The organism is Rhizobium laguerreae (genome assembly GCF_019778565.1).
In the GTDB taxonomy this organism is placed as follows: Bacteria; Pseudomonadota; Alphaproteobacteria; order Rhizobiales; family Rhizobiaceae; genus Rhizobium; species Rhizobium laguerreae.
On the sequence record NZ_JAAXQT010000001.1, the window covers coordinates 1,191,618 to 1,204,424 of the forward strand.

Below are 12,807 nucleotides of genomic sequence, written 5' to 3' on the forward strand. Positions count from 1 at the left end.
CTGGTGACAGGGCTCGAAGGCAGCATATGGCGTGTCGGCCATGGCCGGGAGATCGAACTCGGGCGTCGTTCGGTGATCATGGCGATCATCAACGTGACGCCGGACTCCTTTTCCGATGGCGGACGCTTTGAAACCGTCGATGCGGCGGTCGAACAGGCGTTGCGGGCGGTGAGCGAGGGTGCCGGCATTATCGATATCGGCGGCGAATCGACCCGGCCGAACGCAGCAATCGTCAGCCCTTCTGAGGAGCAGGCGCGCGTGCTGCCCGTCATCGAGGCGCTGCGCGGCCGCACCCAGGCGCTGATTTCCATCGACACCTATCGCGCCGAAACGGCGCGGCTTGCAATCAGTGCCGGCGCCCATATCGTCAACGACGTCTTCGGGCTGCAGAAGGAGCCCGATATCGCTGATATCGCCGCGGTGACCGGAGCCGGACTCTGTATCATGCACACCGGTCGCGACAGGGTAAAACTTGTCGATGTGATTGCCGATCAGGTGCATTTCCTCGAACGATCGCTTGATATCGCCGCTGCCTCAGGCGTCAACCGCGACCGCATCGTGCTCGATCCGGGCTTCGGCTTCGCCAAGGAGACGCCGGAGGAGAACCTGGAACTGATGGCGCGGTTTTCCGAACTTTCCCGCTTCGGCCTGCCGCTGCTCGCCGGCACGTCGCGCAAGCGCTTCCTCGGCGCCGTGACAGGGCGTGAGGCGCAGGACAGGGATGCGGCAACGGCTGCGACCAGCGCGCTGCTCAGACTTCAAGGAGCTGCGGTTTTCCGGGTGCACAATGTCGCAATCAACAGGGATGCGCTCGATATCGCCGATGCTATGCTTAATGCGCGCCAGGAATTCGAGAGGAAGCGGCCGACATGACCACCTACACGATCACGCTGCAGAACTGCGCCTTCTTCGCGCGCCACGGCGTGCATGACGAGGAGGAATTCCTCGGCCAGCGCTTCTTCGTCGATGCCGAGCTCGATGTCGTCGCTGGCGAGGCGCTGGAAAGCGATTCGATCAACGATACCGTCAATTACGGCATCGCCTTTACCGTGATCGAGCAGATCGTCACCGGCAAGCGGCGTTACCTGATCGAGGCCTTGGCGCTCGACATCGCCAAGGGGCTCTGCGAGACATTCCCGCAGATCCGGCGGGCGAAGATCACGGTGCGCAAGCCGAACGCGCCGGTGCCCGGCGTGCTCGATTTCGTGCAGGTGAGCGTTGAACACTTTGCCTGAGGCCGGGTTCCAATCAGCCACACTCGGTCTCGGCGGCAATATCGGCGACCCTGTGAAGGCGATGGCTGCGGCACTGCAGAAGCTGGACCGACGGGACGACTGCCGGGTTAGCGCGGTCTCGCGGCTCTATCGCACGCCGCCTTGGGGCAAGACCGACCAATCGTTCTTCTTCAATGCCTGCTCTGTCGTCGAGACCAGGCTGGAGCCCGTGGCTTTGCTCGATGTCTGCCTGTCGATCGAACGCGAGATGAAACGCGAGCGCATCGAGCGCTGGGGTCCGCGCACACTTGATATCGACGTGCTGACCTATGGTGACGTGATCCAGGACGCGCCGCGGCTGGAACTGCCGCATCCGCGGATGACCGATCGCGGTTTCGTGCTGATGCCGCTTGCCGATATCGCGCCGGGTCTTCGGGTCAGGGGCAGGGCGGTCAGTGACTGGCTGTCGGATGCCGAGGTGACCGGCATCGAGGTCGCCGACGATAGTCGCGACTGGTGGCTGAGCGCCTGAAGCAAGGGGACCTGAAAACGCAAAACGGCGGGAAACCCGCCGCTTCAGGAAAATCCGCTGTGCGATTTGTCTACTGGATGGAACCGACGGCCATCTCGTCGACCTGGCGGGTCAGCGTCAGGCCGATGACCGGGATCATCTGGCTTTCGACCTTGACCGAAACGGTGACGTTCATCGTTTTGTCGTCGCGCACGCGGGCGATCATCGCTCCATTCAGCTTGGCGCGGTTGATGCCGACAACGACGGTATCCTCGCTGACGGCGCCGGAGACGACGTCAAGGCCCTTGCCGGCGGCGCCGTCGAGGAATTTGCCCTTGTAGCTCGAGCCCGACTGCGAGATGACGGCGGTCATTGGCTGCTTGAAGACGCCGACGCGGCAGGTGCCGTCGAGCTTGATGCCGGCGCTGCTGTCGCCTGTGGGCTCACCGATCAGGTTGCAGGTGAATTTCGTGCCCTTGTACTTGCCGGCGACGATTTCGCCGGGGCCCTTCCAGGAGCCGGCGACGGAATCGAAGAAGGCCTTGTCACGGGTTGCAGCGGTGGCTGCCGGTGCGACATCTGCGACGGGAGACAATGCCGCGGCGGCCAAGCCGCATACGATGAGAAACTTGCGCGAATACATGGATTTTCCTTGGCAAACACCACTCACGAACTGGCTGCAAGTTTTGCCGAAGAATGGTTAATCCTTTCTTTCGATTGTGCCGAAATGCGAGGCAATACAGGATTTTCGCGCGGCGACGATTTTAAAATTCTGCCACTAGGGCATTGAATCCACTGAAATTTCTGCGGCATTACGCTAGGGGAGGTAAAAACTGCAGAATTGCTGCTTCGTTCAAGGATTGTTGCCGCGCGGCGACATGGAGGGGGTGAGATCGCCGATGAAATCACCGATTCCCGGCCGCTTCAGGGCGCGGAAGGCGAGCGGACGGCAGAGATCCATCGCCGCGATTCCAATGCGGGCGGTCATCAGGCCGTTGATGACGCCTTCGCCCAGTCGAGCTGAAAGCTTAGAAGCCAGCCCATGGCCGAGCACCTGCTGGACGAGGCTGTCGCCAACGGCGATCGAGCCCGTGACGGCCAGATGCGCCAGCACGTCACGCAACAGGCGGAACATTCCGAGCGTGCCGGGCCGGCCGCCATACAGCTCGGCCATGGCGCGGATGAGGCGCACGGCCTCATAGAGCACGTAGAGCAGGTCGACCACGGCGCGCGGGCTGACGGCGGTGACGATCGAGACGCGCTTCGAGGCGTTGACGATCAGAGCGCGGGCCTTGCGGTCGAGCGGAGCGAGCAGTTCCCGTTCGGCGAGCGCGATCAGATGCGGGGGATCGATGACCTCGCCCTCGGTCGCCTTCAGCGTCGCGCGGCCCTTCGCCGTCTCCGGATTGGCGGAAAGGAGCGTGGTAAGACGTGCGACGACGACGCGCGCCTTCGCTGGTCGGGTTTCGAGCATCGCCGCGTCTGCCTCGGCCTTGATCGTCTGGACGGCGGCAAGGCGCATCATGCCTGATGTTTCGCGGATGACGAGAGCCAGCACGGCGAGAATGCCGACCGCGAGCACGGCAAGGGCGGCATAGCCCAACCAGTCGGCGCGGGTGAAGAGATCGCGGATCAGACTATCGGTCCAGAGGCCGATGGCGAGCGACAGCAGGATGCCGAAGGCGCCGGCGGCGATCTTGCCGAAGGAGGTCCGCCGCCTGCGCGGCGCTGCAACGGGGACCACGCTCAGATCCTTGTCGGGATTGAGGAAGGGATCGTCCTCGTCAGGAGTCACGACGATATTTTCGGAGAAGCTTTCCGGCCTGCGTCGCTCACCCCCCTGCCGGCCGTTGTCGCGCTGATCGGCGGCCTCGTCCTCGTAGCTGAAGGCGGCGGGTGCGCGGCGCGGCGGATCTGACGGGGGCTTGCTCATGCGAGACGGTCTCCGAACAGAAACTGCATGGCGCGGTCGAGGCGGATATGCGGCACAGACAGCTTGATGCCGCCACCGGTTTCCTCAAGATGCGGCGGGCGGAACCTGACGACGTTGACATCGGGCAGCTGCAGGCCGGTCTCGCCCGCGGCGATGCGATCGAACAGTCTTTCCGGATCCTCCGGCAGGTCACCGGGGAAGATCGCGGTCTTTCTCTGGCCGTCGAAACGCTCGCCGGCGATGGTTTCGCCTTCTATCGGCGTGCCGACGATGACCGGCAGTTCATGGCCGTCGCGCTTGACTGTCGCTTCGCGGGTGGCGCGCACGGAAGCAAGCGCCATGACGTCGATGCCGGCACCGGCCATGCCGATGCGGTCGATGGCGCGATCCACCAGGCGGCGGGTCAGGGCATCGAGCCGGTCGTGGCTTTCATGATGGAGATGATCGGCCTTGGTGGCGGCGACCAGTACGCGGTCGATGCGTCGCCCGAGCAGGGAGGAGAGCAGCGAATTGGTGCCGGGGCGGAAACAGGCGAGCACATCGGTCAGCGCGCGTTCCAGATCCTGCACGGCTTCGGGGCCGCGGTTCATCGCCTGCAGCGCGTCGACCAGGACGATCTGACGATCGAGCCGGGCGAAATGCTCGCGGAAGAAGGGTTTGACGACGACGGATTTATAGGCCTCGTAGCGCCGCTCCATCATCGTCCAGAGCGAGCCGCGGCCGGGACGCCCGTCCGGCGGCAGAGCCAGCGGCGCGAAGGTCAACGCCGGCGAGCCGTCGAGATCGCCGGGCAGCAGCAGACGGCCAGGCGGCAGGGTGGAAAGCGAGCGTTCGTCGGCTTTGCAGGCTTTGAGATAATCGGCAAAAGCGGTGGCGAGGTCGCGGGCGATCATCTCGTCGGCGCCGGCATGGATGTCAGTGGCGCGCGTCAGCGCCAGCCATGGGCGCGACAGCTCGCAGCGGACGCCGGTTTCGGCAAGTGCCAACGTTTCCTCGCTGAACATGCGGTAATCCTTGCCGAGCAGCGGCAGGTCGAGCAGCCATTCGCCGGGATAATCGACGATATCGATCGACAGGCGGCCGGGCGAAAACAACCGGTTCCAGCCGCTGGCGCTCTGATAATCCAGCGTGATGCGCAGCTCGGAGATGGCGCGGGTCGAATCCGGCCAGATACGGTCCTTCACCAGCGCACGGATATGGTCCTCGTACTGGAAGCGCGGCACGGCATCGTCGGGCTGCGGCTCCAGCCGTACCGCCGAGACGCGGCCTGATTGGACCGGTTCGAACAGCGGCAGGCGGCCGCCATGCAGGAGATTGTGGACGAGCGAGGAGATGAAGACCGTCTTACCGGAGCGAGAAAGGCCGGTGACACCGAGCCGCACGGTCGGATTGACGAGGCCGCTCGCCCGGTCGGCGAGATTATCGAAGGCGATGCGGGCATCGTCGGCGAGGGATGTCAGACGTGGCGGCAAGGCGCGATTCCGGTTGGTGACTGCCCCGCAATATAGGGAGGGCGCGCCGCCCGCAAAAGAAGCGAGGCCAGAGCATTTCCGTTTTTCTTCGAATCACGGAAATGCTCTATTTCGTTGTTTTCACGCAATTCCCGGCAAAAGCGCTTCGCGCTTTGCCTAGCAAAACCGCGGCACAGTTTTGCTGGAATTGCTCTAGTCTTCAGACGACGACGAAATCGGTGAGGCGCCAGGCGGTGGCCGAAGCATCGAAATCGAGCACGGCAAGGCCAGCCGTCGGGAAGCCGCCGGCAAGAGAGCCTGCCATTGCCTCATGGCCGATCAGCGCCTCCAATGCCTGCTCCATGGTCGGATTGTGGCCGACCAGCATGACAGCAGCTTGGTCCTGCGCATCGATGATCTCGAGATAGTTGTCGACCGTAGCGTTATAGAGCGCGTCGACATAACGAACCTCGAGCGTAAGGCCCATCGCCCGGTACACCGCATCGGCGGTATCGCGGCAGCGCAGCGCCGTAGAGCTGATCAGAAGATCAGGACGGTAGCCCTTGTCGGCGGCCTTATCGGCGATGATCTCGGCATCGCCAAAGCCCTTTTCGTTGAGCGGCCGGTCAAAATCGCGCTGTCCGGGTTCGGCCCAGGCGGCCTCGGCGTGGCGCAGGAGATAGATGCGGTTGGGCGGAGGCAGGGGTACGGTCATGGGCAAATCCAAGATCCAGCGGGCCTTTTCAGTAGCGGTTGCAATCGGCCGGCGTCAACCGTCAGCGCTGCTCCAGCTGCCCAAAACGCGGCTGACAACACGGCCTTTTGAAGGCGAAGCAAAAAACGCAAGCCGGAATAATGATGAGAAAATAGTCTGTTAGCCGAAAACTGTGACAGATTTAAAAATCTGTTTACCTGTCGTATTTGGCTTGAATCGCGACTAGCGCTTGGGATATACACCCCGCCAGATGAGATGTTCTTCAGGAGAATCGCGTTGAGTGAGAAGATCGATCTTAGCAATTACGTTCCCTCGGAAGAGGAAGAGTTCATGAACGTAAACCAGCGCGCCTATTTCAGGGCCAAGCTGGTTGCATGGAGAAATGATATCCTTAGAGAAGCGCGTGAGACACTCGACCATCTGGCCGAGGAAAGCGCAAACCATCCCGACCTCGCCGACCGGGCGTCGTCGGAAACAGATCGGGCGATCGAACTTCGCGCCCGTGATCGGCAGAGAAAGTTGATTTCGAAGATCGACGCGGCAATGCAGCGCATCGACGACGGCACCTACGGCTATTGCGAGGAAACCGGTGAACCGATCGGCCTCAAGCGTCTCGACGCCCGCCCTATCGCGACACTGTCGATCGAAGCGCAGGAGCGTCACGAACGCCGCGAAAAGGTCTATCGCGACGAATGAGAGTTTTCATGCAGGCATGAAAGCAAAATAGGCGCCGCGATCAGATCGCGGCGCCTTTTACAATTACGGTGAACTTCCGGTCGCCACAGACCTCCACCATTGCTCCCGGCCGGTCTCGGCGGTGGCGTCGACTGCAACCCTGGTGCCGTTCTTGATCCGCCGCCGCAAAACGTCTGCTCGATTCGAATCCGTCCGCAGCATGCCACCATCGTGAAGAGCCTGTAGCCGGGTGCGCGAAACTTGCAACTCGGACGCCAGCAGGCGGTCGAGGCGCGTGCTGGATGGAAACGGGACCATCAGTTCGATTTCCAGTCTCGTCCAATTGGCAATGTCCTGCTGCATCTCTTTTGCGATTTCAAATTCGGCAAACTCGTCGACACGCTGCGACTTGCGCCTGAGAGCTTCGAGGTTGAACGCTTCTGCCCGGATCCAATCCGGATCGTTGGACTGCAACGCCTCGAGGACTGCGGGATCGATGTCGCGAACATTCCGACGCTCGAAGATCGGACGGTTCCACGTCTTTTCGCAGGTCGAGCATTTGTAGATAAGCCAGGCATCGAGCTTGCGGCCATTGGCGTTGAGCCGGATCTTGTCGCTGCATCGGAAAGCTCTGAAGCCCCCGCAGCCGCTGCATACAATCCAGGGCTGGGGCGCTGTTTTCGGCAGAATGGTCCATCGGACCCGTAGGGTATTGCACATATCGTGTTGGTCTTCCGTTCGGAAGTCCACCAGGATGGTGCGTGAGAAAGCCCTTGCGGGCGCGGTGTGGCGATGTTCTGGGCGGCGGAAGAGCTGAGACAGCGGAGCTGCACATGGCACATGTCAACAATGCCAAACCGGTCTCTCGCCACCACCCGATGAACATGTTCATACGCCGTCAGCGTGTCGCTGTCCGGCAGTACGGGTGAAACTGGAGTGAGACCGGTATTTACTTAGGCAAAGTATGACCTCGATGCGCCAACGCTCTTCAACCGGAGCGATAACAAATTATCGGCACAAGATGGAGTCCCCTGGCGCATCGGGAACTGAAAGTCGCCGCATTGCGGCTTTTATGCCACTTGGTGATGAAGGAAGGCCGGACGTGCGTTTCCGCTCACTTGTCGTGCCCCGGTCACTTGTCGCGCCCGATCACTTGTCGCGGTTGACGCTCATCTCGCCGAAGATGCGGGCGACTTCCTTTTGCAGATCGGTATCGGCGCCGGTGATCGGGGCCATTTCCGGATCGCGGCGCGGCAGGTTTCCGGGTTGCTGCGCTCCGGGCCGAGGCGCCTGGTTTGCCGGCGCCGGCACGATGCGTTCGGCCGTCAGATTGTTCGACATTTCCTCTTCCAGCACCCGCTGGAAATCAAGACGGCTCGCTGCTGCCGACTGCGCAGCCGAATCGTCTTCGGCGCTACCTGGTGCGGCGCGTGCGGCCGCCGGCATGTCCTTGACAGGCGGGGCGGAGACCTCGGGTTCGATGCGCTGCTGCGGCAGCACGCGCTGGCGGGCGGCATCGAGGATCTCGGCGGCACTTGAGGCATCGTGGAACGGTGCGGGCTGCGCGGCCGGGGGAGCGACGGGACGCTCCAGCGGACGCGGCTGGGGCGGGACGGCACGCAGAGGATTGTCGCGTTCGGCCGACAGCGGAGCCGTCACGGGCTCTGCCGGAAGAGGGCTCGTGACAACCGGCGGGGCCACGATCGGCTGAGCGGGTGATTGGGCCGACGGTTGGGCCGACGGTTCTGGGCGCGGGCGCGCCTCCGGCGGAACTGGCGCGGAGAAAACGGGCTCGGCGGCCGGCTCGACACGGGCTGCGACCGGCGGGCGCGGTGGCGTTTCCGGCCGCGCAACGGATATCGGACGCTGCTCGACGGGCTGCGGGCGGTTGGCGCTTTCCGGCTGCTCGGCCGCCGCGGGCAGGATGCGGCTCTCGATGACGATATCGCTTGGGCCGCCGATCATGATCAGGTGCTCGACCTCGTCGCGGCGCACCAGCACCAGCCGGCGACGGGCATCGACGGCTGCGGCATCCAGCACTTGCAGGCGGGGCTGGCGATTGCGGCCGCCGCGCACGAAAGGTGAGGGCGCCCGGCTGCGGATCACCCAGAGCACGATGATGAGCAGGAGAAGCGCCAGACCAACGCCACCGGCGGCAAGCAGGAAACGGCTGCCATAAGCTCCGACAACATCATCCAACATAGTCACTCACTCCATTTCGCATTCGGCACATATTGACGACTTTTCCGTTCCTTAGGCAAGGGCCGCCGGTGCTGTCCAGTCACGGGAGAACGCGATTTCGTGTTCCGCTGCTTGGCACCCGGCGACCTTGCGCACGGGTGGCAGCGTTGGCTTCTGGGGCAGATGGCGCTGTTGCCTGTGAATTCAAGCAGTCTTGCCGGCTAGCGGTGTTTTTGCCGACGCGGCAAATTGCTAAGAAGGAAAGAGTGCCTGATTCCCGCTTCGTGTTCGTGCTACGAAGCGGTAGGGCTTATGTGAGGAATACATGACGAAACCGCGTCAGGCCGACGACTATAACGCACCGCTTGTGGATCGTGGGGGGCGTTCTGGCACGGTCTTGCGCATTCTTCTGCTGGCGCTCGTGCTGATCGCGGCTGCCGGCGCTTTCGTCTTCTTCAAAAAATCGCTCGACAACGAGGTGGTGCTTGGCGGTCTCGGCGTGCTCGCCATGGTCGGCATCTTCTTCCTGGTGTCTTCGGTCATCGGCTTCATCGAGGTGATGCCGCAGCACCAGTCCGACAGCCTGGCGCGCGCCTTCCTCAACAGCCATCCCGACGGTACGCTGATCACCGACGAAAAAGGCCGAATCATCTATGCCAATGCCGCCTATGGCGCGCTGACCGGCGCGCGCAAGGCGACCGAGGTGCAGACGCTGGAAACGCTGCTGTCGCGCCATCGCGAGTCCAACGAGGCGCTCTACAGGCTGGTCAACGGTCTGCGCGAGGGCAAGGAAGGTCGGGAGGAATTTCGCCTACTACGCGCCGTCGGGCCTGGCAGCAACAGCTCCGGCGCCCATTGGTACCGGCTGAAGGCGCGGCTGCTGCAGCCGGAGGAAAACGGCGGCAAGCCGCTGCAGATCTGGCAGATCACCGACATCACCACCGAGCGCGACGACCAGGAGCGTTTCTTCAAGGAATTGCAGAACGCGATCGACTATCTCGACCATGCGCCGGCCGGCTTCTTTTCCGCCGGCAGGAAGGGCGAGATCTTCTACCTGAATGCGACGCTTGCCGATTGGCTGGGCCTCGACCTCACCAAGTTCGTGCCGGGCTCGATGACGATCGGTGACGTCGTGGCAGGCGAGGGACTGGCACTGATCCAGTCAGTGCAGGCCGAACCGGGTCTGAAGAAGACCGTGACGCTCGATCTCGACCTGCGCAAGAGCAACGGCCAGAGCCTGCCGGTGCAAATCATTCACAGCGTCACCTCGATGCGCGACGGCGCACCCGGCGAAAGCCGGACGATCGTGCTGGCGCGTGAAAAGAGCGATGCCGGCGGCCAGTCCGCTTCGGCCGCCGCCATGCGTTTTACCCGTTTCTTCAACAATACGCCGATGGCGATCGCCTCGGTCGACGGCAACGGGCGAATCTTGCGGACCAATGCGCCATTCCTGAAGATGTTCTCCGGCGTCGTCTCGCGCGACGATCTCGAAAAGGCGCCGCATCTCGAAACCATCGTGCAGGAAAGCGACCGGCCACAGCTGGCCGCGGCGCTGGCAGCGGCCAAGGACCGGCAGGGCGACATTGCGCCCCTCGACACCCGCACACCGACCGACGAGGCGCGCTATTTCCGCTTCTATGTCAATGCCGTCATCGACCAGAGCGACGAGGCGCCAGAGGAGGCGGCGATCGTCTACGCCGTCGAGGTGACCGAGCAGAAGGCGCTGGAAGCGCAGATGGCGCAAACGCAGAAGATGAATGCCGTGGGAACGCTCGCCGGCGGCATCGCGCATGATTTCAACAACGTGCTGACAGCGATCCTGCTTTCCTCCGACCACCTGCTTTTGCAGGCGCGGCCCTCGGATGCCAGCTTTGCCGACCTGATAGAGATCAAGCGCAACGCCAACCGCGCCGCAGTGCTGGTGCGCCAGCTGCTCGCCTTCTCGCGCAAGCAGACGATGCGGCCCTCGGTGCTGAACCTTACCGATGTCGTCGGCGACCTGCGCATGCTGGTCGACCGGCTGCTCTCAGGCACCAATGTCAAGCTCGACGTGCAATATGGCCGCGACCTCTGGCCTGTCAAAACCGATCTGTCGCAGTTCGAGCAAGTTTTGATCAATCTCTGCGTCAATGCGCGCGACGCGATGCCCGAGGGTGGCACGCTGACGCTGCGCACCCGCAATCTGACTGCCGCCGAGGTCTCGGCCTTCAACTACTCCTACATGCCGGCCGAGGACATGGTGCTGGTCGAAGTCGCCGATAACGGCACCGGTATCGCACCGGAGATCATGGACAAGATCTTCGAGCCGTTCTTCACCACCAAGGATGTCGGCAAGGGCACGGGGCTCGGCCTCGCCATGGTCTACGGTATCGTCAAACAGTCGGGCGGCTATATTCAGCCGGAATCTGAAGTCGGCAAAGGCACGACCTTCCGCGTCTTCCTGCCGCGCCACATCCCGGAGCCGGCGGTGGCCGCCGAAGCAGGTTCGATCGACGGCGCCATCGCCGGGGCCGAAGTGGTGCCGCTGCCGGTATCGCCGCAGCAACCGGAGGACCTGACGGGATCTGCCGTCATCCTTCTCGTCGAAGACGAGGAGGCGGTGCGCCGCGGTGGCAAGCGCATGCTGGAAACGCGCGGCTACACCGTGCACGAGGCGGGCTCGGGCGTCGAGGCGCTGGCCATCTTGGAAGAACTCGACGGCAAGGTCGACATCGTCGTCTCCGACGTCGTCATGCCCGAAATGGACGGCCCGACGCTGCTGCGCGAGCTGCGCAAGACCTATCCCGACATGAAGTTCATCTTCGTCTCGGGTTATGCCGAAGATGCCTTTGCCCGCAACCTGCCGCCGGAAGCGAAATTCGGCTTCCTGCCGAAGCCGTTTTCGCTGAAGCAGCTTGCCGTTGTGGTGAAGGAGACGTTGGACGGGTGAGGGAGGTTTGACGGAGAGGTCGTGCCGTGTAGGCCCCCTCCGCCCTGCTGGGCATCTCCCCCACGGACAGGTGGGGAGATCACAAGGGCGAACGCTTCCCATCACATCAACGCTTCACCGAGTTGAAAGGGACATTTGTTCAGAAAGCCGGTGCTTCCAGCCGATCTCCCCACCCGTGGGGGAGAGGCCCGGCAGGGCAGAGGGGGCTTGCTCGGCATAACCGGCAGCCCGTAGTTTCATTCACCCAGCGCCACAGCGATCTCAGCAGCAAGCCGCGCATTGTTTTCAACGAGCGCGATATTGGTCTTCAGGCTCTGGCCATCCGTCAGGTCGAAAATGGTCGACAGGAGATAAGGTGTTACCGCCTTGCCGGTGACTTCGTCGCGTTCTGCGCTGTCGAGCGCCCGCTCGATATAGATTTCCATCTCCTCGCGCGCGATCTCGTCGGCCTCGGGCACGGGGTTGGCGACGAGCATGCCGCCGGCGACGCCGAGCTGCTCGCGCACTGTCTGAAAATTGGCGATGGCGGCCGGGCTGTTCAGCGACAGCGGGCTGCGGATGCCCGAGGAGCGCGACCAGAAGGCGGGGAATTCCTCGCTCTCATAGGTGACGACAGGCACGCCGCGGGTTTCCAGCACTTCCAGCGTCTTCGGAATGTCCAGGATCGCCTTGGCGCCGGCGCAGACGACGATGACGCCGGTGCGGGCCAATTCTTCGAGATCGGCTGATATATCGAAGCTTTCCTCGGCGCCACGATGCACACCGCCGATGCCGCCTGTGGCAAAGACACGGATGCCGGCGCGCGCCGCCGCGATCATCGTCGCAGCGACCGTGGTGGCGCCGTTGCGGCGCTCGGAGATGGCGAAGGCGAGATCGGCGCGCGACACCTTCATCACTTCGGTCGCCTTGGCGAGTTGCTCCAGTTCCGCAGCTTCAAGGCCGATATGCAGCGTGCCGTGAATGACGGCGATCGTGGCCGGCACCGCACCCTGTTCGCGAATGATTGCCTCGACGCTGCGGGCCATCTCGATATTGCCGGGATAGGGCATGCCGTGGGTGATGATGGTCGATTCCAGTGCCACCAGCGGCGCGCCGCGCTGCTTGGCGCTGGCGACTTCCTTCGAATAGGCGATCGGCAGAAGAGGGGAGATGGGCTTGGTCATGGTCTTGTCCTGTGATCGACAGAGCATGATGCCGA

Annotated in this window: 13 protein-coding genes; 6 read left to right on the plus strand and 7 right to left on the minus strand. The window is 63.1% G+C overall.

Annotation, left to right across the window (positions count from 1 at the left end; genetic code table 11):
* Positions 1-3 precede the first annotated feature (3 nt).
* From folP to folK, 3 genes are read left to right on the plus strand one after another with little or no spacing between them, the layout of a single operon-like run.
* Positions 4-873 (plus strand): dihydropteroate synthase, encoded by an 870-nt coding sequence (gene folP, locus HFO71_RS05850; protein ID WP_168287496.1) that lies wholly within the window; start codon positions 4-6, stop codon positions 871-873.
* Positions 870-1,235 (plus strand): dihydroneopterin aldolase, encoded by a 366-nt coding sequence (gene folB / locus HFO71_RS05855; protein WP_027667693.1) that lies wholly within the window; start codon positions 870-872, stop codon positions 1,233-1,235. Before folP ends, folB begins: the two co-directional genes overlap by 4 nt.
* Positions 1,228-1,746, plus strand: a complete 519-nt coding sequence (gene folK / locus HFO71_RS05860) for a 2-amino-4-hydroxy-6-hydroxymethyldihydropteridine diphosphokinase (RefSeq protein ID WP_131666879.1) — start codon at positions 1,228-1,230, stop codon at positions 1,744-1,746. The genes folB and folK overlap by 8 nt, the downstream gene beginning before the upstream one ends.
* 70 nt (positions 1,747-1,816) lie before the next feature.
* On the opposite strand, the gene HFO71_RS05865 is transcribed toward folK, so the two are convergent.
* Positions 1,817-2,368 carry a hypothetical protein gene (locus tag HFO71_RS05865; RefSeq protein WP_003540146.1) on the minus strand — a complete coding sequence of 184 codons (552 nt, stop codon included), beginning with the start codon at positions 2,366-2,368 and terminating at the stop codon, positions 1,817-1,819.
* 9 nt (positions 2,369-2,377) lie between these two features.
* On the opposite strand from HFO71_RS05865, the gene HFO71_RS05870 reads away from it, so the two are divergent.
* Complete coding sequence (locus tag HFO71_RS05870) at positions 2,378-2,515, plus strand: hypothetical protein (RefSeq protein ID WP_221987665.1); 138 nt, start codon at positions 2,378-2,380, stop codon at positions 2,513-2,515.
* Between the two features lie 63 nt (positions 2,516-2,578).
* On the opposite strand, the gene HFO71_RS05875 is transcribed toward HFO71_RS05870, so the two are convergent.
* The 3 genes from HFO71_RS05875 to HFO71_RS05885 form a co-directional block, all read right to left on the minus strand.
* Complete coding sequence (locus HFO71_RS05875) at positions 2,579-3,658, minus strand: YcjF family protein (protein WP_221987667.1); 1,080 nt, start codon at positions 3,656-3,658, stop codon at positions 2,579-2,581.
* Positions 3,655-5,130 carry a YcjX family GTP-binding protein gene (locus tag HFO71_RS05880; RefSeq protein ID WP_221987669.1) on the minus strand — a complete coding sequence of 492 codons (1,476 nt, stop codon included), beginning with the start codon at positions 5,128-5,130 and terminating at the stop codon, positions 3,655-3,657. The genes HFO71_RS05875 and HFO71_RS05880 overlap by 4 nt, the downstream gene beginning before the upstream one ends.
* Before the next feature lie 199 nt (positions 5,131-5,329).
* Positions 5,330-5,824, minus strand: a complete 495-nt coding sequence (locus HFO71_RS05885) for a SixA phosphatase family protein (RefSeq protein ID WP_168272958.1) — start codon at positions 5,822-5,824, stop codon at positions 5,330-5,332.
* 276 nt (positions 5,825-6,100) lie between these two features.
* Between HFO71_RS05885 and dksA the strand changes: the two genes are divergently transcribed.
* Positions 6,101-6,520, plus strand: coding sequence for an RNA polymerase-binding protein DksA (gene dksA / locus HFO71_RS05890; protein ID WP_003559816.1), 420 nt, complete (start codon positions 6,101-6,103; stop codon positions 6,518-6,520).
* Positions 6,521-6,583: 63 nt separating this feature from the next.
* Here the strand turns inward: dksA and HFO71_RS05895 are convergent, their stop codons facing one another.
* On the minus strand, positions 6,584-7,219 hold the full coding sequence (locus HFO71_RS05895) for a DUF1062 domain-containing protein (protein WP_170268652.1): 636 nt from the start codon (positions 7,217-7,219) through the stop codon (positions 6,584-6,586).
* A 429-nt stretch (positions 7,220-7,648) separates the two neighbouring features.
* Positions 7,649-8,707, minus strand: a complete 1,059-nt coding sequence (locus tag HFO71_RS05900; protein ID WP_221987671.1) for a flagellar biosynthetic protein FliO — start codon at positions 8,705-8,707, stop codon at positions 7,649-7,651.
* A 298-nt stretch (positions 8,708-9,005) separates the two neighbouring features.
* On the opposite strand from HFO71_RS05900, the gene cckA reads away from it, so the two are divergent.
* Positions 9,006-11,609 (plus strand): cell cycle histidine kinase CckA, encoded by a 2,604-nt coding sequence (gene cckA, locus HFO71_RS05905; RefSeq protein WP_131644187.1) that lies wholly within the window; start codon positions 9,006-9,008, stop codon positions 11,607-11,609.
* Between the two features lie 236 nt (positions 11,610-11,845).
* On the opposite strand, the gene HFO71_RS05910 is transcribed toward cckA, so the two are convergent.
* Positions 11,846-12,772, minus strand: a complete 927-nt coding sequence (locus HFO71_RS05910; RefSeq protein ID WP_132609233.1) for a pseudouridine-5'-phosphate glycosidase — start codon at positions 12,770-12,772, stop codon at positions 11,846-11,848.
* Positions 12,773-12,807: the final 35 nt, after the last annotated feature.